Origin of the sequence: Stenotrophomonas maltophilia group sp. msm4, from assembly GCF_032025605.1 — a bacterium.
In the GTDB taxonomy this organism is placed as follows: domain Bacteria; phylum Pseudomonadota; class Gammaproteobacteria; order Xanthomonadales; family Xanthomonadaceae; genus Stenotrophomonas; species Stenotrophomonas sepilia.
This window is the reverse complement of record NZ_JAVSKK010000001.1, coordinates 665,036-687,413: the sequence shown is the minus strand read 5'-3', so window position 1 is coordinate 687,413 and position 22,378 is coordinate 665,036. Positions and strand designations below refer to the sequence as shown.

The following is a 22,378-nucleotide window of genomic DNA, read 5'->3' as shown; positions in this document are numbered from 1 at the left end:
AATTTTTCGCCAGGTATCTTGACAGCCTTTGCCAGCAAGGGCTGAGCGAGGTTATCCACACATTTGCTCAGGATCCATCCACACCACCTGTGGATGAATGTGGTCAGCCGAGCACCCGCCCGATGCCGCTGGCATCCACTTCCGCAGCCGCCCGGGTGATCGCGGCCGGATCACTGCCGGCGATGAACCCGATGCGGAAGTGCACTTCGCCGCCGGGCGTACGTGAGGAATGGATCGAGGCCAGGCTGATGCGATGCTGCTCGAATACATTCAGCAGCTCACGCAGCGAGCCCGGCCGGTCTTCCGGCAGGTGCACCGACAGCGCGTTGCGCTCGGTCAGATCGGCCAGCAGATAGCCCACGCGTTCGAACGTATGGTTGCCGTCCGCCAGCGCCTGCTCACCGAAAGCACTGCGATTGGCCGACAGGAGCTGCTCGCGGAAGGCATCACGTGCACCGTCGTCCCCCTGCCCGACCTGCGCCTGCAGGGCCTGCAGCTGGCCCACCAGCCGCTCCAGCATCGGCGCCACATACGGGTTGCCGAACTGGATGTCTTCGTAGATCGCCGGGTTGAGCGACAGGATGCGCGAAATGATCGCCGTATCCAGCTCGAACGATGCCGAACGGTACGGCATCATCGCAGCCAGATCGCCCAGCTGCGGCTGGTACTGGCGCAACACGCCGGCCTGGGCCAGATGGGTGGCATGCACCATCGCCTGCACCAGCGCCATCATCTGGTCGTGGTGCTGCGGCGTGGCCCGCACGCACTCGGCCTGCAGCGCGGCGCACAGCGTATCGACCCACGCCTGCCAGAGCTGCAGCCGCGCTTCGCAGACCACCATCACCCGCCCCTTCAGGGTCGGCGCCTTCGGTGGTGCGGTCATCGGGTGCAGGCCAACCACTTCGGCCTGCGAGGCCAGCATCGCCTGCACCGGCGCCTCCTTTACCGAGGTCACATCCAGCCACAGCCTGCCCTGCTCGCGGCCCGCCGATTGCCGCACGTACTCGGCGATCAACGCCGGCGTGTGCCGGATCGGTGCCGAGAACACCAGCACATCGGCCTGCGCCAGCAGGTGTTCCGGCGTGTGCGAACCTCGGTCGGCCGGATCGTGGCCGATCACCTGCAGCTGCAGGTGCTGCTGGAAGAAGCGGGTCAGCCAGCGCCCGTAGGCGCCAGCGCTGCCGATGATGCCGACCGTGCGCGGCGTGCGTGGGTCCAGGCCGCTCATGCCACGCGTTCGGCGCGGAAGCGCATTCCTTCGGCCAGCGCCGCCGGCGCGGCGGCGACCACGTCGAATTCCTCGAAGCCGTTGTCCAGGGTCGCCTCCAGCGCCGCATGGGTGCCGGCAATCGCACGCGAAATCGCCTGCTGCATCGATTCGCCGCGCAGCAGGAACGACACCACCAGCGACATCAGCACATCGCCGGTACCGGCCACGTCCACCGGCAGCAGCGGCGAGGTCCAGCGCCAGGTTTCCTCGCGGCCGACGGCCAGGGTCACCAGTTCACCCGGGGTGCCGCCCACGCTGTGCGCGATCACCCAATGCGGGCCGCGATCCAGCAGCGTGCGCGCGGCGGCGAGGGCATCGGCCTCGGCCAGCGCCGGCATGCCGGTCAGGCGATTCAGTTCGAAAGCGTTGGGCGTCACCAGCCAGGCATGCGGCAGCAGGCGCTCGGCGAAGATCGCTTCCAGCCCGGGTTCCACGTAGGGGCCGGTGTGCGTGTCGCCAATCACCGGGTCCAGGCAATAGCGCAGCTGCGGGCAGCCCGGCAGGATGTCGTCCAGCCAGTCTGCGAAGGCGGCACCGTTGGCGGTGCTGCCGAAGTAGCCGGAGACCAGCATCTTCGCCCGCTGCGGCAGGCCGCGTTCGTGGGTGCCCAGCAGCAGGTCGGCGAACCAGTCAGCCGGCAGCACGCGGCCACGCGTGGTGTCGTAGAACGGCGCGTTGCTGAGAAGCACCGTCGGAATGCTTGCCACGCGCACGCCCAGCGCGCGCATCGGCGGTACGGCAGCGCTGTTGCCGGCGTGGCCGTAGACAAGTTGCGACTGGACCGAGATGACATCGATCGGCGACGGGCCGTCGGGCCGCTGGCGGCGGCCGTGGACCAGGTGGTTATCAAGGGATTCGCTCATGGTCGCATTCTACGCCCAAGGGGGTTTTCGGCAGGGCTTGCAGCCCTGCACATGCCGAAGCTGCAAGTAACGGCAACGGCAAAAGCGAGCTATCCGTGGGGTAGCGGGGCGGTGTCGGAATGCGGGGACGCCGCAAGTACGTCCCTGTAGGCTTGGCAGCCGCATCCATGCGGCTGACACCCCGCACTCCGACACCGCCCCGCCTTCGACAGGTTCACGCGGCTGTTGGTAACTGCGGCTGTTGGTGGGTGTCGACCTTGGTAGACACATCTGTCAGATATCAAATGAATTCATCCACGCATGGCATGGGTCTACCGTGTCGACCAAGGTCGACACCTACCAGAGCAGTACACCGTTCCGACAAATCGCAGGAAACTGTCGAAGGCGGGGTGGGTCCGGTTGCGGGGGCGTGAGCGCCATGGATGGCGCGACCGAGCCTGCAGGGACGTATTCACGGCGTCCCCCGCAACCGGACCCACCCCGCCAATCCACGGATAGCGCGCTTCGGCTGTTGCCGTTGCCTCTGCGGGTGCAGGGCTGCAAGCCCTGCAACCCAACCCCCTCAGCGAGCAGCAGGCCGCGACGGCGGCAGCCACGCCGCCACGATGCCCAGCAACGGCAGGAACGCGGTCAGCTGGTAGACGTACTCGATGCTGGTCCTGTCCGCCAACAGGCCGAGCACGGCGGCACCCAGCCCGCCCATACCGAACGCGAAACCGAAGAACAGGCCGGACACCATGCCGATGCGGTGCGGCATCATCTCCTGCGCGTACACCACGATGGCCGAGAATGCCGAGGACAGCACGAAGCCGATCAGTACCGCGAGCACCGTGGTCCACAGCAGATCGGCATGCGGCAGCATCAACGCAAACGGCGCCACGCCGAGGATCGAGGTCCAGATGATCGGCTTGCGGCCGATCCGGTCACCCAACGGGCCGCCGAGGAAGCCGCCAGCGGCGGACGCCACCAGGAACGCGAACAGGTGCAGCTGCGCCTGCGCCACCGGGATGCCGAAATGGTGGATCAGGTAGAAGGTGAAGTAGCTGCCGATGCTGGCCATGTAGAAGTACTTGCTGAAGATCAGCACCAGCAGGATCGCCAGCACCTTGGCCACCGTGCGTGGTGGATGGCGCGGCGCCATCGAGGCGGTACTGGCTGGGCGCGGCGTGCCCAGATGCAGCGCGTACCAGCGGCCGACATAGGTCAGCAGCGCGATGCCGATCAGGGCCGCGCCTGCGAACCACGACGCGGCATGCTGGCCGTACGGCACGATCACTGCCGCCGCAATCAGGGGGCCCAACGCGGTACCGAAATTGCCCCCCACCTGGAACACCGACTGCGCGAAGCCATGACGGCCGCCCGAGGCGAGCCGCGCGATGCGCGAGGCCTCCGGATGGAAGATCGCCGAGCCGATGCCGACCATTGCCGCTGCCAGCAGCACCATCGCGTAGTTCGGCGCGAAGCCGAGCAGCAGCATGCCGCACAAGGTCGAGGCCATGCCGATCGGTAGCGAATACGGTGCCGGGCGGCGGTCGGTGGCTACACCGATCAACGGCTGGAAGATCGACGCAGTGAGCTGATAGGTCAACGTGATCAGGCCGATCTGGGTGAAGCTGAGACTGAAGCCACCCTTGATCACCGGATAGATGGCCAGGATCAGCGACTGCATCATGTCGTTGACGACGTGCGAGGTGGAAATGGCGGCCAGCACGCCGGGGGCCGCCGGGCGTGAGGTCGTTGCGGGAGAAGCCAGGGTGGACATGGACGCAGTCAGGTTGGGGGCGAGCCCCGCATGCTACGGTTGCCCTTCCCTCCCTTCTGCCGCGTTCAGGTCATGCCCTATCGCAAAAAGGACATAGCCAGTGACGTCGATCCGGCCGCGCCCTGGCGGGAGGTTCCACTGCATCGCCCGGTCACCTATCGGGTCACCCAGTACCCCGTAGGTACCCACATCCCTGGTCACAAGCATCAGCGCCACCAGCTGGTCTACGCCATCTCCGGCCTGATGGTGGTGCGGTCGGAAGTCGGGCGCTGGGTGGTGCCATCGAACCGCGCGATCTGGATGCCGGCCGGCATGGTGCACGCGGTGGACTGCATCGCCGCCGTGCACATGCGCAGCCTGTACATCGACCCGCCGTTTGCCCCGCACCTGCCGACCGAGCCGTTCGCGGTGCAGGTGTCGCCCCTGCTGCGCGAGCTGCTGCAGGCCGCCACGCTGGTCAAGGGCGAGCACATCGAGGACAGCCGCGATGGCCGCGTGGTGCGCCTTCTGCTGGACGAACTGCATCGCATGGACGTGCTGCCTCTGCACCTGCCTGCGCCAAGCGACCCGCGCCTGCTGCGGATCTGCCAACACCTGCAGAAGCACCCCGGCGACGACGCCACACTGCAGGACTGGGCACAGGCGCTGGAGGTGGACGTGAAAACCATCCAGCGGCGCTTCGCCACCGAGCTGGGCATGACCTTCGGCCAGTGGCGGCAGCAGGCACGGCTGCTGGCCGCGATGGAACGGCTGGCGGTCGGTGACAAGGTCATCGATGTCGCGCTGGCGACGGGCTACGACAGCCCCAGCGCGTTCACCAGCATGTTCAAGCGCCAGCTGGGGCAGACACCTGCGGCGTTTTTCCGGTAACGCCGTCCACGCATGGCGTGGATCCACCATCGCGGCGCATGCCCGGCGGAAACCATCGCAGATCGCAAACGAGAACGCCGGGCATGGCCCGGCGCTTCCGCTTAACGCTTCGGTTGAAAAACTCAGGACGTCATCCGGTCCCAGAAGCCCTTCACGCCGTCGATGAAGGTGGCCGACTTCGGCGAATGCTTGCGCGCTTCCTCGCCGACGAAGGTGGCTTCGAACTGCTCCAGCAGCTTGCGCTGTTCGGTGGTGAGGTTGACCGGAGTCTCCACCACCACGCGGCAATACAGGTCGCCTTCGCTGCGGCTGCGCACCGAACGCACACCCTTGCCGCGCAGGCGGAACAGCTTGCCGGTCTGGGTCTCGGCCGGAATGCGGATCTCCGCTTCGCCGCCGAGGGTAGCCACGCGCACGGTGTCACCCAGTGCCGCCTGCGAGATGCGGATCGGCACTTCGCAGTGCAGGTCGTCGCCATCGCGCTGGAAGATCGCATGCTCGCGCACGCGCACTTCCACGTACAGGTCGCCCGGCGGCGTACCGGCCGGCCCGGCTTCACCCTCGCCCTGCAGGCGGATGCGGTCACCGGTATCGACGCCCGCCGGCACCTTCACCGACAGCACCTTGTCTTCCTCGACGCGGCCGTTGCCGTGGCAGGTCTTGCAGGGCTTGGCGATGATCTGGCCACGGCCGCCGCAGTTGTGGCAGGCCTGCTGCATGGCGAAGATGCCGCGCTGGATGCGCACCTGGCCGCGGCCATGGCACACGTTGCAGGTCTCGACCTTGCCGTCCTCGGAGCCACTGCCATCGCAGTCGCCGCACTCGGCCAGGGTCGGAATCTCGATGCGGCGCTCGACGCCGCGCACGGCCTCTTCCAGATCCAGCTCCATCACGTAGCCGATGTCGGCGCCGCGACGGGCCTGGCGCGGACCACCGCCGCCACCGCCAAAGATGTTGCCGAAGATATCGCCGAAGATATCGTTCATGTCCGGGCCGCCCGGGCCGCCGCCGCCCATGCCGTGCTCGAACGCGGCGTGGCCGTGGCTGTCGTACATGCGGCGCTTGTTGCCGTCGGACAGCACTTCGTAGGCTTCCTTGCACTCCTTGAAGGAGGCCTCGGCCGCCGCATCACCCGGGTTGCGGTCCGGATGGAACTTCATCGCGCAGCGACGGTACGCCTTCTTCAGCTCGTCGTCGGTGGCGGTGCGGGCAACGCCCAGCACTTCGTAGTAATCGCGCTTGCTCATATCGTGAATCGGGTTCCGGAAAGTCGGGATTCGTCAAAGCGGAAGAGCGGAACCAGGTCCGCTCTTGCGTCGGGCGCCCCGACACGCCGGTGGGCGGTCAGGACCCTGATGCGACAACGGGACGCTGGTGGCCAGCGTCCCGCGTCGGTCCGGATCAGGACTTCTTGTCGTCCTTGACTTCGGTGAACTCAGCGTCGACCACGTCATCCTGCGCCTTGCCGGCATTGCCGGCGTCGGCACCCGGGGCACCGCCCTGGTCGGCCGAAGCAGCGGCGAACAGCGACTGGCCAGCTTCTTCCAGTGCCTTCGACTTGGCTTCGATCTGTGCCTTGTCGTCGCCCTTCATCGCGGTTTCCAGGTCGGCCAGCGCCGCCTCGACCTTGCCGATGACATCGCCGCCGACCTTGCTGCCGTGCTCGGTGATGGCGCTGCGGGTGCCGTGGATCAGGGCGTCGGCCTGGTTGCGGGCCTGCACCAGTTCCTGGAACTTCTTGTCTTCCTCGCGGTTGGCTTCCGCGTCGGCGACCATGCGCGCGATCTCTTCCTCGGACAGGCCCGAACCGGCCTTGATCTCGACCTTCTGTTCCTTGTTGGTCTTCTTGTCCTTGGCCGACACGTGCAGGATGCCGTTGGCGTCGATGTCGAAGGACACTTCCACCTGCGGCAGGCCACGCGGGGCCGGCTCGATGCCGGACAGGTCGAACTTGGCCAGCGACTTGTTGAAGCGGGCCTGTTCGCGCTCACCCTGCAGCACGTGCACGGTCACGGCCGACTGGTTGTCCTCGGCGGTGGAGAACACCTGCGAGGCCTTGGTCGGGATGGTGGTGTTCTTCTCGATGATCTTGGTGAACACGCCACCCATGGTTTCGATACCCAGCGACAGTGGGGTCACGTCCAGCAGCAGCACGTCCTTGACGTCGCCGCCCAGCACGCCACCCTGGATCGCCGCACCCAGTGCCACGGCTTCGTCCGGGTTGACGTCCTTGCGCGGTTCCTTGCCGAAGAACTCGGTCACCGCCTGCTGCACCTTCGGCATGCGGGTCTGGCCGCCGACCAGGATCACTTCGCTGATGTCGCTCGAACGCAGGCCGGCATCGTTCAGGGCGACGCGGCACGGCTCGATCGACTTCTTGATCAGGTCGTCCACCAGTGCTTCCAGCTTGGCGCGGGTCAGCTTGATGTTCAGGTGCTTCGGACCCGACGCGTCAGCGGTGACGTACGGCAGGTTCACTTCGGTCTGCTGGGCGCTGGACAGCTCGATCTTGGCGCGCTCGGCAGCATCCTTCAGGCGCTGCAGGGCCAGCGGATCCTTGCGCAGGTCGATGCCCTGGTCCTTGTTGAATTCTTCAACCAGGTACTCGATGACGCGGTTGTCGAAGTCTTCGCCACCCAGGAAGGTGTCGCCGTTGGTGGCCAGCACTTCGAACTGCTTCTCGCCGTCGACATTGGCGATCTCGATCACCGAGACGTCGAAGGTGCCGCCGCCCAGGTCGTACACCACGATCTTGCGATCCTTGTTGTCGCCCTTGTCCAGGCCGTAGGCCAGCGCAGCCGCGGTCGGCTCGTTGATGATGCGCTTGACGTCCAGGCCGGCGATGCGACCGGCGTCCTTGGTCGCCTGGCGCTGGCTGTCGTTGAAGTAGGCCGGCACGGTAATGACCGCTTCGGTGACCTTCTCACCGAGGAAGTCCTCGGCGGTCTTCTTCATCTTCTCCAGCACCTTGGCCGAGATTTCCTGCGGGGCCATCTTCTTGCCGTCGCTGGTGGCGACCCAGGCATCGCCATTGTCATGGGCCAGGATGCTGTACGGGACGTGGGCGATGTCCTTCTGCACCTCGCCATCGGTGAACTTGCGGCCGATCAGGCGCTTCACCGCGTAGAAGGTGTTCTTCGGGTTGGTCACGGCCTGGCGCTTGGCCGAGGCACCGACCAGGACTTCGCCGTCCTTGGTGTAAGCGACGATCGACGGGGTGGTGCGATCGCCTTCCGAATTCTCGATGACGCGGGCCTTGCCGCCGTCCATGATCGCCACGCACGAGTTGGTGGTGCCGAGGTCGATACCAATGATCTTGCCCATGGGGGAGACTCCTGAGGATGCTTGTTGGGGTCAGTCCGGCCGTTCGGCCGGTGGATGAATACGATGTGGGGGAGGCCCGTGGAACATTCAAGCCACCTCCCGAACGCTGTGTTTCCGGTCGCCCGGCGCGTTCAGCGTCGGGCCGGGTCGCAGGTCATTCCCGCCGCCCGGCCCGGCAGGGTCAGTCGGCGGCCACCACCACCAGCGCCGGCCGCAGCAGGCGCTCGTTGAGCAGGTAGCCCTTCTGGAACACGGTCACCACGCTGCCCGGGGCAGCGCCCGGGGTCGGCGCCTGGCTGATGGCCTGGTGGTGCTCCGGGTTGAACGGCTGGCCGATCGGGTCCAGCAGGACCAGGCCGTTGTCGGCAGCGACCTTGAGCAGCTGCTTGTAGGTCAGCTCCAGGCCTTCGCGCAGCGGGTGCGGATCGTCGCCGGCGGCCTTCAGGCCGGCATCCAGGCTGTCGAACACCGGCAACAGCTCGCCCAGCAGCTTCTCGTTGGCGAACTTGCGGGCCTGCTCGATGTCACGGGCAACGCGCTTGCGCTGGTTTTCCAGGTCGGCGCGCTCACGCAGCGCATCGGCCTTGACCTGCTCGACTTCGGCGCGCAGGCGCTCGACTTCGTCGTTGACGCCGGCGGTGGCAGCCGCATCGGCGGCACTCTGCTGGGATTCGATATCTGGATGTTCGTGGTTCATGTCTGGGTCCCTGGCGGTCACTCTCCGCCTCCACCCACCCTAGTGTGGGCGGGATGCTGCGTTTCAAGCGTCGGATGTTCCCGGCGTGCGTCCGGCCGGCGAAAAGGCCGCGCCAAGCACATCGGCGGTGGCCTGGACCAGTGGGATCACCCGGTCGTAGGCCATCCGCTTGGGACCGATCACGCCCAGCACGCCCAGCACCTGGCCATTGGCGGTATACGGGGCAGTGACCAGCGAGACGCCCTGCAGCGGCATCATTCCGGTCTCTTCGCCGATGAAGATGCGCACCCCCGGCGCCTGGATGGTCCGCTCCAGCAGCTGCAGGATTTCGCGCTTGCTGGAGAACAGCTCGAACAGTTCGCGCAGGCGCTCCAGGTCGGACAGGTCCTGCACGCCCATCAAGCGGGTCTGCCCGGCCACCAGCATGTCGTCGGCCGCCGGCTGCAGGGCCTGCTCGGCCAGTTCGATGCTGTGGGCCAGCAACTGCTCCAGTTCGGACCGGGCGTCGCGCAGCTCCAGCAGCAGGCGGGTACGGATCTCGGCCATCGGCAGGCCGGCGAAATGCGCATTGAGGTAATTGGCGACCTGCTCCAGCTGGCCTGGCGCAAACTCCTGCCGGGTCTCGATCACCCGGTTCTGCACCTCGTTGTCGGCAAATACCAGGATCGCCAGCACCCGGCGCCCGTCCAGCGCCACGAAATCGATCTGGCGGAAGGCGAACTGCTCACGCCGCGGGGCGCTGACCACGCCGACGAAGTGGCTCATCGCCGACAGCAGCTCCGAGGCGCTGCCGAGCAGGGCCTGGGTACTGCCGCCGCCGGCCAGTTCCTGGCGCAACCGGGCCAGCTCGCCCTCGCCCGGCGGCTGCATCTGCAGCAGGCTGTCGACGAACACCCGGTAGCCATGCGCGGTCGGGACGCGGCCGGCCGAGGTATGTGGCGAGGCCAGCAGGCCCAGATCCTCCAGGTCGCCCAGGATGTTGCGGATGGTGGCCGGGCTGACCTCCAGGCCGGCCACGCGCGCCAGCGTCTGCGAGCCGACCGGCTCGCCGTCCTGGATGTATCGCGCGATCAGCGTGCGCAGCAGGTGGCGCGCACGCGGGGCAAGCTGGTCGGGAGAACCGTGCATGGAATCAACCTGTGAGACACGGACACTAGATAATGGCGGCGCATCGCCTTGGCAAGTCATTGGACCTCCCGCGCCCGCGTGCTAGCGTTGCGCGGCTGCTGACACCCCCTTACCCATGCTCAGACATCTTTCGATCAAGGATTTCGCCGTCGTCCGCGCCACCGAACTGGAGTTCGGGCCAGGCATGACCGTGGTTTCAGGCGAGACTGGCGCCGGCAAGTCGCTGATGGTCGACGCACTGGGCTTCCTGTCCGGCCTGCGCGCCGACAGCGGCGTGGTCCGCCATGGCGCCGCACGCGCCGAGCTTTCCGCCGAGTTCGCGCTCGAGCAGCTGCAGGCCGCCCGGCAGTGGCTGGCCGACAACGAGCTGGACGACGAGGACCAATGCCAGCTGCGCCGCGTGATCCGCGCCGACGGCGGCTCGCGGGCCTGGATCAATGGCCGCCCGGTGACGCTGGCACAGCTGGGCGACCTGGCCTCGCTGCTGGTGGAGATCCACGGCCAGCATGAACAGCAGGCGCTGCTGGCGCGCCCGTCGCAGCTGGCCCTGCTGGATGCCTATGCCGGCAACGAGAACGAGCGCCGCCAGGTGCGCCACGCCGCCGCGGCCTGGCAGGCACTGGTCGATGAATCGCTGGCGTTGTCGCAACAGGGCGACGTCAGTGACCGGATCGGCTTCCTGGAGCACCAGCTGCGCGAACTGGACCGCGAGGACCTTGAACCGGAATCGATTGCCGCGCTTGGCGCCAGCCACCGTCGCCAGGCCCACGCCAGCGCCCTGCTGAGCGCCTGCCAGGCGGCCAGCAACCAGCTCAACGGCGACGACGGCAGCTCTGCGCTGGACCTGCTGCAGCAGGTGCGCCACGAGCTGTCGCGGCTGGTCGAGCACGACCCGCGCCTGGGCGAGGTGGACGGCCTGATCGAGAACGCCTCGATCCAGCTGCACGAAGCCCTGTCGCTGCTGGACCGGGTGCATGACGACCTCGACGCCGACCCGGAACAGTTCGAGGAGAACGAGCGCCGCCTCGGCCGCCTGCACGACCTGGCCCGCAAGCACCGCGTGCCGATGGACGAACTGGGCGCGCAGCGCGAGCGCATGCATGCCGAAGTGGAGCAGCTGCGTGGCGCCGACGAGCGCCTGCAGCGCCTGGCCGGCGAGATCGACAAGGCCGCCGCCGCCTGGCGCGTACAGGCTGAAGTGCTGACCGCCAGCCGCCGCAGCGCCGCCGCCGAACTGTCGGCCACCACCACCAGCATCATCGCCGAGCTGGGCATGGGCGGCGGCCAGTTCCTGATCGAACTGGAGCCACAGGACAGCGGCAAGCCCGACCCGCAGGGTGCCGAGCGCGTCGAGTTCCTGGTGGCGGCCAACGCCGGCCAGCCGCCGCGCGCCCTGCGCAAGGTGGCCTCGGGCGGTGAACTGTCACGTATCTCGCTGGCCATCGAAGTGGCCGCGCTGGACCTGGATGCCGTGCCGACCATGGTGTTTGACGAGGTCGACTCCGGCATCGGCGGCGCGGTGGCTGACATCGTCGGCCAGAAGCTGCGCGCGCTCGGCGAGAAGCGCCAGGTACTGTGCGTGACCCACCTGCCGCAGGTCGCTTCCAAGGGCCATGCCCATTACCGGGTCAGCAAGGCCCCGGTGGAAGGCATGACCCAGAGCGCAGTGGAAAAGCTGGACAACAAGGCGCGCGAGGAAGAGCTGGCGCGCATGCTCGGCGGCGTGGAAGTGAGCAAGGAAGCGCGCGCCGCCGCCCGCAAGCTGCTGCAGGCCTGAGGCCTGTTCACGGTTATCCACGCATGGCGTGGATCTACAACCCACCCGCACGGTAGTGCCGGCCGCTGGCCGGCAACCCAACACCGGTGGACGATGATCGTGAGGTTGCCGGCCAGCGACCGGCATTACCCCCGTGGCCGCGCCAGATCCACGTTCTCCACCAGGAAATCGAGGAACGCGCGCACCCGCAGCGGCAGGTAACCGCCCTGCCCCAGGAACACCGCGTGCACCTCTTCCAGGTCACCGGGATTGGCCTCTTCCAGCACCGGCAGCAAGCGCCCGGCAGCAATGTCCTCCTGCACCTGGAATGCCGCCAGCCGCGCCATGCCCAGCCCGCCCAGCACCAGCTGGCGCAGCGCATCGCCGTTGCTGGCGCGGGCATTGCCACTGGGCAGCAGCATCCGCTCGCGCCCCTCCTGCAGCAACGGCCACCCCTGCATCGCACGCGCGTGGCCGATGTCCAGCCGGTTGTGCGACTGCAGTTCCTCGGCAGTGCGTGGCAGCCCGTGCCGCTGCGCGTAGGCCGGTGCAGCCACGATCATCATCCGCGTCGCGCCCAGCCGTCGCGCCACCAGACTGGAGCTCTTCAGCGGCCCGGCCCGCACTGCCACGTCGGTGCGCTGCTCAAGCAGGTCGATCACCTCGTCGTTGAGGGTCAGGTCCACGCCCACCTGCGGGTTACGCTCAAGGAACGCCGGCAGCAGCGGCAACAGGAAATGGCGGCCAAACGGCACGTTGGAGTTGACCCGCAGCCGCCCGCGCGGCTCGGCATGGGCGCTGGCACAACGCTCGGCCTCCTCCAGGTCGGCCAGCACGCGCAGGCCACGCTCATAGAACGCGCAGCCTTCCGGGGTCAGCTGCAGCTGGCGGGTGGAGCGTTGCAGCAGGCGCGTGCCCAGCCGATGCTCCAGCCGCGCCACCAGCTTGCTGACCGCCGACGGCGTCATGTCCAGCGTGCGAGCCGCAGCGGAAAAGCCACCGGTCTCGATCACGCGCACGAACACTTCCAGTTCGCCGGATCGGTTGATGTCAGGTCGCGCCACGGCAATGAATCCAGTTCACAGATGATTGTCCATGCGCAGTCTAGTTCACAGATAAGCACGGAATCACCATGGCGGTCCCTCCACTCGGGACTGCCCGATGAACCGCTTGAGCCAGCTCACCGCCACCGCCCTGCTCGCCGTGTCCGGCGCCGCCAGTGCCGCATCCGCCCCGCACTGGGTGGCCAGCTGGCAGGCCAGCCCGCAGCCGGTCTGGAACGCGGATTTCCTGTTCCCGACCCTGGTCCCGGCCACACTGCAGGACCAGACCTTCCGCCAGACGGCGCGCATCAGCCTGGGCGGCCCGCGGCTGCGGGTGCGGCTGAGCAATGCCTACGGCACCCAGCCGCTGCGGATCGGAGCAGCCAGCGTGGCCGCACGCGCGGGCGCCATCCCGCAACCGCTCAGCTTCGGCGGCCAGCCCGGGGTGTTGATCGGGCCCGGTGAGGAACAGCTGAGCGATCCGCTCCCGCTGGCCACGGATGACCGCCAGGCAGTGCAGGTCAGCGTCTTTGTGCCGGGGCCGGCAACCGTTCAGACGTTCCATTGGGCAGGCCGCCAGACCAGTTGGATCGCCCCCGGCGACCAGAGCCGGGCCCAGGCCCTGAACGCAGCCAGCAGCACCACCGCCCGCCTGCTGCTGACCGGAATTGACGTCGAGGCCGGCGCCGACGCGCGCAGCGTGGTGGTGATCGGGGATTCGATAACCGACGGTGCCACCGCCAGCCTCGACCAGGACCAGCGCTGGACCGATCATCTGGCCGCGCGCCTGGCAGCGCGGGGCATAGCCGTGGTGAACGCCGGCATTTCCGGGGGGCGGCTGCTGCGCGACGGCATGGGTGAATCCGCCCTGGTCCGCTTCCGGCGCGACGCGCTGGACCAGCCTGCGGTATCCAGTGTGATCGTGCTGATCGGCATCAATGACATCAGCTGGCCTGGCACTGCATTCGCCCGGAACCAGGCCCGGCCCACGCTGGCCGAACTGCAGGCGGGGTATCGCACGCTGGCAGAACAGGCCCGCCGCCGTGGCGTGCGGATCATTGGCGCCACCCTGCCGCCGTTTGCCGACGCCCTGCCCGGCACGCCACTGGACGACTACTACCACCCGGACAAGGATGCCCTGCGCCAGCGGATCAATGCCTGGCTGCGCACGGACAGCCCGTTCGACGCAGTGATCGACCTGGACGCGGCGCTGCGCGACCCGGCCGATCCCTCACGGATGGCCGCCGCCTACGACTCCGGCGACCACCTCCACCCGGGTGATGCCGGCAACCGGGCCATGGCCGAGGCGGTCGATCTTGAGGTGCTCATGGGGCCATCCACGCATGGCGTGGATCTACCGTAAGCAACGAAAAACCCCGGCCAGGCCCGGGGTTTCGTCGCATCCAGCTGGCCGGAACGGCTTACTTGCGCTTCTTGCGCACGTACAGCACCAGCGAGTGCTCTTCCAGCTCGTAGCCATGGTCTGCGGCGATCTTGCGCTGCAGCTCCTCGATCTCGTGGCTTTCGAACTCGATGATCTTGCCACTGTCCACGTCGACCATGTGGTCGTGGTGGCCGCCACGGTCCAGTTCGTAGACCGCCTGGCCGCCCTCGAAATTGTGCTTGAGCACGAGGCCGGCGGCCTCGAACTGGGTCAGCACCCGGTACACCGTGGCCAGGCCGATCTCGTCGCCGTGCTCCAGCAGCTGGCGGTAGATGTCTTCGGCGGTCATGTGATGCTGGTGGTGCTGGGCATTGCGCTGCTCGAGCAGCGCCAGGATCCGCATCCGCGGATGGGTCACCTTCAGGCCGACTTTACGCAGGTCGTGGGTTTCCATAGGTCTCCGTTCATTGGCGATTTAGCGCCAGCTGCCTCGGATTGGGTCGCGGTGGCACGCCGGGAGTGTATCATCGGTTTGATTTCCCCAACCGCCAGTCCCGATGCGCAATCTCCTGTTGGTCGCCGCCGTCGCCCTGTCCACCACCGGGTGCGGCATCATCTACAAGCAACCCATCTATCAGGGCAACCTGATCCGGGAAGATGCCGTGGCCAAGCTGCAGGTCGGGCAGAGCAAGCAGCAGGTCACCGCGCTGCTGGGCACCCCGTCCATTCCCGACCCGTTCCACGCCCAGCGCTGGGACTACACCTCCAGCCAGCGCGTGAACCGCCTGGGCCGTACCGAAGTGAAGAACTTTGTGGTGTTCTTCGAGAATGACACCGTGACCCGCTGGGAAGGCGATTACTTCCCGGGCAACGACAAGGCCCTGGCCCAGCAGACCGTGCGCCAGTTCGGCCGCAATCTGCCGAAGGACAAGAAGAAGAAGGGCCGCTGAGCCCCCTGCCCGTCCGCAGGTACGGCTGCCGGAATCAACCGCCGAGCGCGCGACGCCGGCGGTTATCCTTCGGATCTGCCAGCAGCGGGCGCAGCAGTTCGATGCGGTCGCCGTCCAGCAGAACCTGGTGCGGGCGTGCCACTACGCCATGCACGGCGACGGCGGGACAATCGGCACTGCCTTCCAGTGCGGCCGCCGCGACAGCATCGGCGACGGTGGCCCCCTCTTCCAGCTGCAGGCGGCACGACAGCACCCGCTGCGGCCAGGCCAGTACCACCTCGACCTCGATCATCGCTCAGCCCTCGTCGGCGACGCGGACGAAATCGTTGACCATGCGATCGGCCAGCCCCTGGAAGCCGATTGCCAGCGCCGGACCGAGCAGGCGCGAGCTGGGTTCGAACTCCAGGGTCAGGGTGACCTTGCAGGCATCCTCGGCCAGCGCATGGAATTCCCAGCGGCCGTGCAGCTGCTTGAACGGGCCATCGCGCAGCTGCATATCAATGCTGTGCGGTCGCCGCAGCGTGTTTTCGGTCTGGAACCAGGTGCTGAAAGAGCCCAGGCCGAGGTCCAGGCGCGCCACCAGGCGGTCCTCGCCCTGCTCCATGATCTGGGCAGCCGAGCACCAGCGGAAACGGCTCGGATAGGCCTGGACATCATTGACCAGGTCGAACATGCGCGCGGCCGAATGTTCGACCAGGGCGCTGCGGCGGATAGTAGGCATGAATACAGGACGTTTCGGCAATCGACCGGGCGGGCCCGAATCGGAGACAATACGGAAATGAGCAAGAACAGCGGCAAGGATAAAGCAAAGAGCGCGACGGCCAACAAAACCATCGCGTTGAACAAGCGTGCCCGCCACGAGTACCACATCGAAGAGCGCTTCGAGGCCGGCCTCGCCCTGCAGGGCTGGGAGGTCAAGTCGATCCGCGCAGGCCGCGGCAACATCATCGACGCCTACGCCTATGTGAAGCGCGGCGAGATCTACCTGATCGGCGCACAGATCACCCCGTTGATCCAGGCCTCCACCCACGTGGTGGCCAATGACCGGCGCGAGCGCAAGTTGCTGCTGCACCGGAACGAGATCGACAAGCTGATCGGCAAGGTCGAGCGCGATGGCTACACGATCGTGCCCACTGCGATGTACTGGAGCAAGAACAAGATCAAGCTCGAAGTCGCGCTGGCCAAGGGCAAGCAGACCCATGACAAGCGCGATGCCGCCAAGGACCGCGACTGGGCGATCGAGAAGCAGCGTGTGATGCGTCGCGGCAACCGCGACGCGTAAGGCTGTAGCGCCGAGCCATGCTCGGCTTCGGCAAGAAGGGCAGCCGAGCGCAGGCTCGGCTCTACAAAAGGCGGGTCACCCCGCCAGCATGCCCTGCCCGCGCATGCGCGGTGCCAGCGCCGCGTGCATCACGGCCAGGTGCATCACCACTGCCAGTTCCGGGGCATGCCGGTCATCGCCCGCGCGCCACTGCTGTGCCATCTGGGCCGCATCGGCCGGCAACAGGGCCAGCAACTGGGCGTCATCCAGCGAATCGGCAGCGCCCTGCAACTGGCGCGCCAGCTGCCGCGACTGCCACACATGCACGCCGATGCTGAGGCTGGCCAGCGACATCAGGACCACGGCCAGCCCGTGCTCGAACCACTGCGACAGCACTTCCGGCCCCCACAGCAGGGCCGCCAACACCGCCATGCCGGGCAGACGCCAGCCCAGCCAATGGATGCGACCGCGTTGCGACCAATGCACCACCACCGCACTGGCGACCAGTGCTGCGGCCGCTGTGGCCGGCAGTTCGGTCAGCGCGGTGGCCGCAAGCAACGCCGCCAGTACCGCCCAGACCCAGCCGGGCGGCAGCGCGCGCCGCTGGTAGTCGGCCCCGACGGGCCCGACCAGCTGTCGCAGGCTGCGTTGTTGGCTTGCCTCGGTCACCCACAGTCTCCGTGTTTGTCCTGGCCCGGATGGTCGCCGCCAGTGTGTCGCAAATTCGTGCCCATGACGTTACCAATCCGCTATGACGGAGGCTCTACAACTTGTTGTGGATTGCCAAGGTGACTGTTCAGCTGTTTTGCCGTAGCATTGCCACTGTTGGGCAGGCACTGACCGTGGCGACACGAAACAGGCCTTGTACCTTGCAGAACTTGAAGAAACCGGGGGTGCATTGGTTTCGACGGGGGTTGTGAAGTCGCCTGGCGCATGCCGAGGGGGTAGCTTTCCTCGTAAATCCAGCTGCAAAACTCTAGTTGCCAACGACGACAACTACGCTCTGGCCGCTTAAGGCCTAAGCCTCGAAACCGCTTGTGTCCATGCTCGCGGTGTAGAGTCACTATCATGGAATCGCGCTGGACGGCTGCCTGTCAGTCCGGCACTAGAACACAACAGGCTGGTTCCCGGATGCGCTTTGCGCACCGTGCTGTTCGGGGACGAGATCCAACGGTGAGCTAAGCATGTAGTGCTGGGGATGGAGTGCCTTCGGACGGCGGTTCAATTCCGCCCACCTCCACCATCTGTAAGGCCTGTCGAGGCCGCAAGAAGCCGGATCTCCCGTCAACTGGGGTTCCGGCTTTTTTGTGCCTGCACGTCGCGCAGGAGGTGTGGCGCATAATCGGGATGACACCTCCAACACAGCAGTCCCTCCATCCGCGACCGCCAGAAGGATCTGCCATGAAAGCCCCCCTCGCGATGTCCCTGCTCCTCACCGCGCTCGCCGCAGCCCCAGCCACGCACGCCGCAGCCCCGGCCATCGCGCCGCCCGGCATCGCCACGCTGGAGGCGCTGCTGGCCTGCAAGGCAGGCTCGGATTTCAGTGCGGCCGACGCCATCGATGCGCTGCAGGCGGCCGGCCTGGCCAAGAAGCCGGGCGGCACGTTCGAGCCGGAGGACAAGCCGGTCGCGCTGTTTGGTGGCACGGTCACCAGTGCCGATGTGAACGTGGCCGAAGGCGAGAGGAGCCTCTTCGTGTACTTGAACGGCGTCGATCCCAAGCGCCTGGCCAGGGCCTGGTCGATGACCGAGGTCAACGAGCATGCCAATACCGAGGAACCTTCCTACGTGAAGCGCATCGACAAGCGCCACACCCTGCACGTGATCGCGGGTGACGACTACGAGGGCTATTCGGCGGCGGTGAAGTGCCAGATCAGCCGCTGATGGCGTAGCCGACGCTACAGCCAGCGTGGCACGCGATGACGGTACTGCGCGTACGCCTCGGGAAAGCGGACCATCAGTGCCCGCTCCTCCGGCAGGATCTGCAGCCAAGTGATGTACGCCAGGAACAGCGGCACCACCAGCAGCGCGATCAGGTTCTGCAGGTACACCATGGCACCAAACAGGACCAGCGCCTGGCCGAGATACATCGGGTTTCGGGTGCGGCGATAGATTCCGCTGGTAACCAGCGCGCTCGACGCCGAAGGTCGCAGAGGATTGACGGTGGTACCGGCGCGTCGGAAAGAGATCTTGGGCAGCAAGTTGAGCACGACACCCAGCGTCACCGTCACCCCTGCCAGCAGAACCGGCACCGGCACCCGAAGGTGCAAACCCGGCCACAGCCAGCGTGCTGCAAAGCCCATAGCGGCGAACAGCAGCATTACCACGGGCGGGGGAATACGGGTTTCCAGCCAGACCATCGCGATCACCGTGTCCTTTCCATTGGCCGCAGTGTCACACGGGAATGGCTGAATCACCCAAGGCGGCCAGGCCCAAACCGACCGTCCGGTCTATTCCGCTTTGACAGGCCCACCGCTAGAGTGGCGCCACCGCGCAGGAGCATCGCATGGCTACCACGGGCTTGGGCTTCATCGGCCGCACGACACTCATCATCACCGTGCTGCTCACCTTGGGCGGCTGCGCGACGCTTCGCCAGTTCGGGCCGTCGGTGCAGGTTGCCTCAGTCACGCCCGGCCAGTACATCGCGCTCAAGCGCGGTGACATCCTGACCTCCGGCAAGCTCAGCGCGGCGACCATCGAGACCCTGCGCGTGGCCGGGCTCGACGAGGGCGTCTGTGCCAAGCCCGGCCTGCCCTGCATCGAGGCGATGGAAGGCAGCATCGTGGTGCGCGAGGAAGACAAGCGCTCCAGCCTGGCCGAGTTGTGGCTGCAGTATGCGATGACCCTGCCGGCGCCAAAGCGCGAGTACTCGGCATCCGGCCGTGCCAAGACCGCCGTCACCGAGCTGGATGCCGACTTCCAGCCACGCCTCGATGCGTGGATGCAGGTCGCGCGCCAGGCCTATGCCTATCTGTTCTTCACCGAGCGCACGGCGAACCAGCGCGGCTTCGAAGACCGCCAGACCCAGGTGCGCGACTACTACAACCTGGCTGTGCAGGAAGCCTCGGTGCAGCTTTACAACGCCTATGCCACCGGGCGCGTGCACGGCCAGGCCAGCCATTTCCAACTGGGCCGCTGGACCTTCGTGCTGGCCCCTTCAGACGAAGCATCGGCGCTGGACCAGCGTACCCCCAGCGAGCTGGTACCCGCCGCCTCGCTCTCGTTCACCGGCACGCTGCGAAGCGTGCATCGCCGCGATGGCTTCGGTGCCGAACTGGTGGCAGTGATGGATGACCCGGCCGGCAGCACGGCCACCACGCCTCCGGCAGCGGCGCAGGCAACGCAGGCCAGCACTTCGGCCACGCAGAGCTGGAGCGAGATGCCCTCGCCATCGATGACGGTGCTATTGCGCTTCTCGGGGAAAAACCTGTGGGAGGTGCTGCACGATGACGAGCCGGAGCTGGAGATCCACGATCCCTACCAGGTTTCGGAAGTGACCCTGCACGGCCAGCAGGTGCCACTGGCGGCCAACTTCACTGCCGGCTATGCGCTGTGGCTGGCCCGCTCCAACTTCAGCCGACAGTCGCTGCGCACGCTGTTCGGCGGCAAGGGCGGCATCGACACGCCGCATCTGTACATGATGCAGCCCTATGACCCGAACCGCCGCGTGCTGCTGATGATCCATGGCCTGGCCAGCAGTCCGGAAGCGTGGGTCAACGTGGCCAACGAACTGCTGCGCGACGACGAGATCCGCCGGGACTTCCAGGTCTGGCAGTTCTATTACCCGACCAACATGCCCATCGCGATGAGCCACGATGCGATGCGCCACACGCTGGCTGAAGTGTTCAAGCACTTCGACCCCAGCGGCAAGGCGCAGGCCTCGCATGACATGGTGCTGGTGGGGCACAGCATGGGCGGGGTGATCGCACGGTTGATGATCTCCTCCTCCGGCGACCACCTGGTCGACACCCTGCTGGCCACCGCGCAGATGACGCCCGCCCAGCGCGAACTGCTGCGCACCAAAGGCGCACCGGTGCTGACCTTCCTGCCGGAGCCGGAAGTGTCCCGCGTGGTGTTCATCGCCACGCCGCATCGCGGCACCGACGTGGCGGGCACCCGCCTCGGCCGGTGGATCGGCCGGCTGGTGCGGTTGCCACTGACCGTGCTGGAAGACGTCGCCACCATCGCCAACGACGGCCAGATCGACCGCAATGACGGCAAGCACGGCTACCAGATGAACAGCATCCAGAACCTGGACAAGGACGACCCGTTCGTCCGCGCCGTGGCTGACCTGCCGATGTCACCGAAGGTGCACTACCACTCGATCATCGCCCGCGCCAAGGCCGATGGCCCACTTGAGAAGACCGATGACGGGCTGGTGCCCTACTGGAGTTCGCACCTGCCGCACGCGGATTCGGAGAAGGTGATCGTGTCCGGACACAGCGTGCAGGAAGCTACGCCGGCCATCGTCGAGCTGCGGCGGATCCTGCATGAGGACATGCAGGCACACGGGCGAACGGGAAAGTAAGCCGCCGTCCCGACAGATCAGGCACCGGCCGTACGCCGCGAGAACGTGCCATGCAGCGCCGCCGGAATCGCAAAGCCCTCCATGCGCACCTCGGGCCGATAGTCGGCGCTGGGGGTGAAGCGGAACTCGCGTGCCAGCAGCGCGCACAGCAGTACCAGCTGTGCATTGCCGACCGCCGACCCCACGCAGGAACGCGTTGGGAAGCCGTAAGGCACATAGATGCCGGCGGTACGCTTGCGCCGTTCGGGCAACCAGCGATCAGGATCGAACTGCAGCGGGTCATCCCAGTACTTCGCCGAGCGGTGCTGGATGAACGAACTCAACTCGAACACTGTGCCTTCGGCGATGGCCTCCCCTTCCACCTGCAGATCGCAGGCGGCCACCCGGCGGTTGTTGAAGGGCGTGGAGTACAGCCGCATCACTTCCTTCAGGAAGCGCATCGTGCAGGGAATCCTGGCGATCGGCAGCGCATGGATCTCCGCATCCGAGAGCGGCGCGAATTCCTCCTCGATGCGCTGGCGCCAGTGTGGATGCATCTGCATCGCCAACAGCAGGCAGGCGGCCATCATGCCGGGCACGCCGGAAATGGCGATCAGCTGCACGGTGACCAGGTAGGTGACCTTGTCCAGGCCGATGCGCTCTCGCAGGCTCAGCAATGACTGCGCGTAGTCCAGCGCCGAACGTCCGCTGCGGACCCGGCGCTTGAGTTCGGCGGCGATCGCCCGTGATTCGGCACGGCCGATGAGGAAGTTGCGCAGCAGGTGGCGCCGATGGATGACCTGCTCGACCTGGGTGGTGTAGCGCAGATGCAGGGCGCGTTCGATGGCTGCGGTGCCGCGTGCGTCGAGCCCATCGATCACCAGTGGCACCAGCGGATGCGCCATCACCTTCCACACGGCTGGCGTGGCATCCAGCTCGCGCCCGCACAGTGCGTCCAATGCCTGCCGCATGCGCGACTGCAACGCCTCCAGAGTCTGTGCACTGGTGAGTTCAGCACTGCGCGTGGCAATCAGGCTGCGCACTTCGCTCCAGCGCACGCGTTCGTGCCGGCGGAACAGGTCGGCCAGCGACTCGACCACGAACAGGTGCTCGGAATTCTCCTTATCGACCTTGCCGGCCAGTTCCGGGCAGAAAACCCCGATACCGCCGGTTTCCAGTTTCAGCACCGGCCCTTCGCGCTCCACGCGCGCAGCCAGGCGCTCGGCAGCAATGGCGCTGCCTTCATTCGACATCCCTTGCATGCAGTGCGTCTCCGGCAGGAAGGGACTCGAAAGACGAGTCCCTTCGTCTTGCTACCGCTAGATCGCGGGTTTGGCCCGCAGGATCAGAATTCGACCCACAGAGGCCAGGTATTCCACACGCTGCTCTTTTCGTTCGGATGAATATTCAGAGTGACGCGCAATGCTCGGGCGAATCTTTTCATTTTCATTCCTTTGCTTGCTGTGTGGTTATGCCGGGATTATCCCGGCACCGGCTAGATAACACGACATAATCCCGCTGTCCAACCGGCCGGGTGGCGCACTGCAGCATCCTGGTTGCGGC

Annotated in this window: 21 protein-coding genes and 1 other RNA gene; 8 read left to right on the top strand and 14 right to left on the bottom strand. The window is 66.7% G+C overall.

Features of this window, described 5'->3' with window-relative positions; genetic code table 11:
* Window positions 1-103 precede the first annotated feature (103 nt).
* From ROV93_RS03320 to ROV93_RS03310, 3 genes are all read right to left on the bottom strand, one after another.
* The gene (locus tag ROV93_RS03320; protein WP_072168301.1) at window positions 104-1,228 is read right to left on the bottom strand and encodes a prephenate dehydrogenase; all 1,125 of its coding nucleotides are present in this window, start codon (window positions 1,226-1,228) and stop codon (window positions 104-106) included.
* Window positions 1,225-2,133, bottom strand: a complete 909-nt coding sequence (gene pdxY, locus ROV93_RS03315; RefSeq protein ID WP_061477932.1) for a pyridoxal kinase — start codon at window positions 2,131-2,133, stop codon at window positions 1,225-1,227. The genes ROV93_RS03320 and pdxY overlap by 4 nt, the downstream gene beginning before the upstream one ends.
* Window positions 2,134-2,695: 562 nt before the next feature.
* On the bottom strand, window positions 2,696-3,895 hold the full coding sequence (locus tag ROV93_RS03310) for an MFS transporter (RefSeq protein ID WP_072168302.1): 1,200 nt from the start codon (window positions 3,893-3,895) through the stop codon (window positions 2,696-2,698).
* 72 nt (window positions 3,896-3,967) lie between these two features.
* Here ROV93_RS03310 and ROV93_RS03305 point away from each other — a divergent pair, with 72 nt between their 5' ends.
* Window positions 3,968-4,765, top strand: coding sequence for a helix-turn-helix transcriptional regulator (locus ROV93_RS03305; RefSeq protein WP_065179663.1), 798 nt, complete (start codon window positions 3,968-3,970; stop codon window positions 4,763-4,765).
* A 122-nt stretch (window positions 4,766-4,887) separates the two neighbouring features.
* Here the strand turns inward: ROV93_RS03305 and dnaJ are convergent, their stop codons facing one another.
* The 4 genes from dnaJ to hrcA all read right to left on the bottom strand — a co-directional run bounded on the left by dnaJ (window position 4,888) and on the right by hrcA (window position 9,914).
* Window positions 4,888-6,012, bottom strand: coding sequence for a molecular chaperone DnaJ (gene dnaJ / locus ROV93_RS03300; protein WP_072168303.1), 1,125 nt, complete (start codon window positions 6,010-6,012; stop codon window positions 4,888-4,890).
* A gap of 154 nt (window positions 6,013-6,166) precedes the next feature.
* Window positions 6,167-8,089, bottom strand: a complete 1,923-nt coding sequence (gene dnaK, locus ROV93_RS03295) for a molecular chaperone DnaK (RefSeq protein WP_005416183.1) — start codon at window positions 8,087-8,089, stop codon at window positions 6,167-6,169.
* A 181-nt stretch (window positions 8,090-8,270) separates the two neighbouring features.
* Entirely contained in the window at window positions 8,271-8,786 is a 516-nt protein-coding gene (gene grpE / locus ROV93_RS03290) for a nucleotide exchange factor GrpE (RefSeq protein ID WP_061477936.1), read from the bottom strand.
* A gap of 63 nt (window positions 8,787-8,849) precedes the next feature.
* A complete protein-coding gene (gene hrcA / locus ROV93_RS03285; RefSeq protein ID WP_005416180.1) occupies window positions 8,850-9,914 on the bottom strand; it encodes a heat-inducible transcriptional repressor HrcA in 1,065 nt (354 codons plus the stop codon).
* A gap of 115 nt (window positions 9,915-10,029) precedes the next feature.
* On the opposite strand from hrcA, the gene recN reads away from it, so the two are divergent.
* Window positions 10,030-11,691: a DNA repair protein RecN gene (gene recN / locus ROV93_RS03280; protein ID WP_072168304.1), complete on the top strand. Its 1,662-nt coding sequence runs from the start codon at window positions 10,030-10,032 to the stop codon at window positions 11,689-11,691.
* A 125-nt stretch (window positions 11,692-11,816) separates the two neighbouring features.
* Here the strand turns inward: recN and ROV93_RS03275 are convergent, their stop codons facing one another.
* Window positions 11,817-12,734: a LysR family transcriptional regulator gene (locus ROV93_RS03275; protein ID WP_072168305.1), complete on the bottom strand. Its 918-nt coding sequence runs from the start codon at window positions 12,732-12,734 to the stop codon at window positions 11,817-11,819.
* Window positions 12,735-12,831: 97 nt separating this feature from the next.
* On the opposite strand from ROV93_RS03275, the gene ROV93_RS03270 reads away from it, so the two are divergent.
* Window positions 12,832-14,076: an SGNH/GDSL hydrolase family protein gene (locus ROV93_RS03270; RefSeq protein ID WP_072168306.1), complete on the top strand. Its 1,245-nt coding sequence runs from the start codon at window positions 12,832-12,834 to the stop codon at window positions 14,074-14,076.
* Between the two features lie 58 nt (window positions 14,077-14,134).
* Here ROV93_RS03270 and fur read toward each other — a convergent pair whose 3' ends face one another.
* On the bottom strand, window positions 14,135-14,551 hold the full coding sequence (fur, locus tag ROV93_RS03265) for a ferric iron uptake transcriptional regulator (RefSeq protein ID WP_014646807.1): 417 nt from the start codon (window positions 14,549-14,551) through the stop codon (window positions 14,135-14,137).
* 103 nt (window positions 14,552-14,654) lie between these two features.
* On the opposite strand from fur, the gene bamE reads away from it, so the two are divergent.
* Complete coding sequence (gene bamE, locus ROV93_RS03260) at window positions 14,655-15,047, top strand: outer membrane protein assembly factor BamE (protein ID WP_005409234.1); 393 nt, start codon at window positions 14,655-14,657, stop codon at window positions 15,045-15,047.
* 34 nt (window positions 15,048-15,081) lie between these two features.
* Here bamE and ROV93_RS03255 read toward each other — a convergent pair whose 3' ends face one another.
* Together ROV93_RS03255 and ROV93_RS03250 are read right to left on the bottom strand one after the other, a co-directional pair.
* Window positions 15,082-15,339 carry an RnfH family protein gene (locus tag ROV93_RS03255; RefSeq protein ID WP_072168307.1) on the bottom strand — a complete coding sequence of 86 codons (258 nt, stop codon included), beginning with the start codon at window positions 15,337-15,339 and terminating at the stop codon, window positions 15,082-15,084.
* 3 nt (window positions 15,340-15,342) lie between these two features.
* Complete coding sequence (locus tag ROV93_RS03250; RefSeq protein ID WP_061477941.1) at window positions 15,343-15,768, bottom strand: type II toxin-antitoxin system RatA family toxin; 426 nt, start codon at window positions 15,766-15,768, stop codon at window positions 15,343-15,345.
* Window positions 15,769-15,825: 57 nt separating this feature from the next.
* On the opposite strand from ROV93_RS03250, the gene smpB reads away from it, so the two are divergent.
* On the top strand, window positions 15,826-16,329 hold the full coding sequence (gene smpB, locus ROV93_RS03245) for an SsrA-binding protein SmpB (RefSeq protein WP_005416174.1): 504 nt from the start codon (window positions 15,826-15,828) through the stop codon (window positions 16,327-16,329).
* Window positions 16,330-16,404: 75 nt separating this feature from the next.
* Here the strand turns inward: smpB and ROV93_RS03240 are convergent, their stop codons facing one another.
* Complete coding sequence (locus ROV93_RS03240; RefSeq protein ID WP_061477942.1) at window positions 16,405-16,977, bottom strand: hypothetical protein; 573 nt, start codon at window positions 16,975-16,977, stop codon at window positions 16,405-16,407.
* A 220-nt stretch (window positions 16,978-17,197) separates the two neighbouring features.
* Between ROV93_RS03240 and ssrA the strand changes: the two genes are divergently transcribed.
* Both ssrA and ROV93_RS03230 read left to right on the top strand, forming a co-directional pair.
* Window positions 17,198-17,551, top strand: a transfer-messenger RNA (tmRNA) gene (gene ssrA / locus ROV93_RS03235).
* Between the two features lie 158 nt (window positions 17,552-17,709).
* Window positions 17,710-18,192: a hypothetical protein gene (locus ROV93_RS03230; RefSeq protein ID WP_072168308.1), complete on the top strand. Its 483-nt coding sequence runs from the start codon at window positions 17,710-17,712 to the stop codon at window positions 18,190-18,192.
* A gap of 14 nt (window positions 18,193-18,206) precedes the next feature.
* On the opposite strand, the gene ROV93_RS03225 is transcribed toward ROV93_RS03230, so the two are convergent.
* On the bottom strand, window positions 18,207-18,668 hold the full coding sequence (locus ROV93_RS03225) for an isoprenylcysteine carboxylmethyltransferase family protein (RefSeq protein WP_065179498.1): 462 nt from the start codon (window positions 18,666-18,668) through the stop codon (window positions 18,207-18,209).
* 146 nt (window positions 18,669-18,814) lie between these two features.
* Here ROV93_RS03225 and ROV93_RS03220 point away from each other — a divergent pair, with 146 nt between their 5' ends.
* On the top strand, window positions 18,815-20,836 hold the full coding sequence (locus ROV93_RS03220) for an alpha/beta fold hydrolase (protein ID WP_072168309.1): 2,022 nt from the start codon (window positions 18,815-18,817) through the stop codon (window positions 20,834-20,836).
* Between the two features lie 17 nt (window positions 20,837-20,853).
* Here the strand turns inward: ROV93_RS03220 and ROV93_RS03215 are convergent, their stop codons facing one another.
* Window positions 20,854-22,077, bottom strand: coding sequence for a cytochrome P450 (locus ROV93_RS03215; protein WP_072168310.1), 1,224 nt, complete (start codon window positions 22,075-22,077; stop codon window positions 20,854-20,856).
* Window positions 22,078-22,378 lie beyond the last annotated feature (301 nt).

Excerpts from the sequence above, each read along its gene's own strand:
- ROV93_RS03255 (WP_072168307.1), bottom strand. The coding sequence starts at position 15,339 with ATGATCGAGGTCGAGGTGGTACTGGCCTGGCCGCAGCGGGTGCTGTCG.
- fur (WP_014646807.1), bottom strand. The coding sequence starts at position 14,551 with ATGGAAACCCACGACCTGCGTAAAGTCGGCCTGAAGGTGACCCATCCG.
- smpB (WP_005416174.1), top strand. The coding sequence starts at position 15,826 with ATGAGCAAGAACAGCGGCAAGGATAAAGCAAAGAGCGCGACGGCCAAC.
- grpE (WP_061477936.1), bottom strand. The coding sequence starts at position 8,786 with ATGAACCACGAACATCCAGATATCGAATCCCAGCAGAGTGCCGCCGAT.
- ROV93_RS03215 (WP_072168310.1), bottom strand. The coding sequence starts at position 22,077 with ATGCAAGGGATGTCGAATGAAGGCAGCGCCATTGCTGCCGAGCGCCTG.
- ROV93_RS03270 (WP_072168306.1), top strand. The coding sequence starts at position 12,832 with ATGAACCGCTTGAGCCAGCTCACCGCCACCGCCCTGCTCGCCGTGTCC.
- ROV93_RS03250 (WP_061477941.1), bottom strand. The coding sequence starts at position 15,768 with ATGCCTACTATCCGCCGCAGCGCCCTGGTCGAACATTCGGCCGCGCGC.
- dnaJ (WP_072168303.1), bottom strand. The coding sequence starts at position 6,012 with ATGAGCAAGCGCGATTACTACGAAGTGCTGGGCGTTGCCCGCACCGCC.
- ROV93_RS03220 (WP_072168309.1), top strand. The coding sequence starts at position 18,815 with ATGGCTACCACGGGCTTGGGCTTCATCGGCCGCACGACACTCATCATC.
- ROV93_RS03225 (WP_065179498.1), bottom strand. The coding sequence starts at position 18,668 with ATGGTCTGGCTGGAAACCCGTATTCCCCCGCCCGTGGTAATGCTGCTG.
- ROV93_RS03320 (WP_072168301.1), bottom strand. The coding sequence starts at position 1,228 with ATGAGCGGCCTGGACCCACGCACGCCGCGCACGGTCGGCATCATCGGC.
- recN (WP_072168304.1), top strand. The coding sequence starts at position 10,030 with ATGCTCAGACATCTTTCGATCAAGGATTTCGCCGTCGTCCGCGCCACC.
- dnaK (WP_005416183.1), bottom strand. The coding sequence starts at position 8,089 with ATGGGCAAGATCATTGGTATCGACCTCGGCACCACCAACTCGTGCGTG.
- pdxY (WP_061477932.1), bottom strand. The coding sequence starts at position 2,133 with ATGAGCGAATCCCTTGATAACCACCTGGTCCACGGCCGCCGCCAGCGG.
- hrcA (WP_005416180.1), bottom strand. The coding sequence starts at position 9,914 with ATGCACGGTTCTCCCGACCAGCTTGCCCCGCGTGCGCGCCACCTGCTG.
- ROV93_RS03310 (WP_072168302.1), bottom strand. The coding sequence starts at position 3,895 with ATGTCCACCCTGGCTTCTCCCGCAACGACCTCACGCCCGGCGGCCCCC.
- ROV93_RS03230 (WP_072168308.1), top strand. The coding sequence starts at position 17,710 with ATGAAAGCCCCCCTCGCGATGTCCCTGCTCCTCACCGCGCTCGCCGCA.
- bamE (WP_005409234.1), top strand. The coding sequence starts at position 14,655 with ATGCGCAATCTCCTGTTGGTCGCCGCCGTCGCCCTGTCCACCACCGGG.
- ROV93_RS03305 (WP_065179663.1), top strand. The coding sequence starts at position 3,968 with ATGCCCTATCGCAAAAAGGACATAGCCAGTGACGTCGATCCGGCCGCG.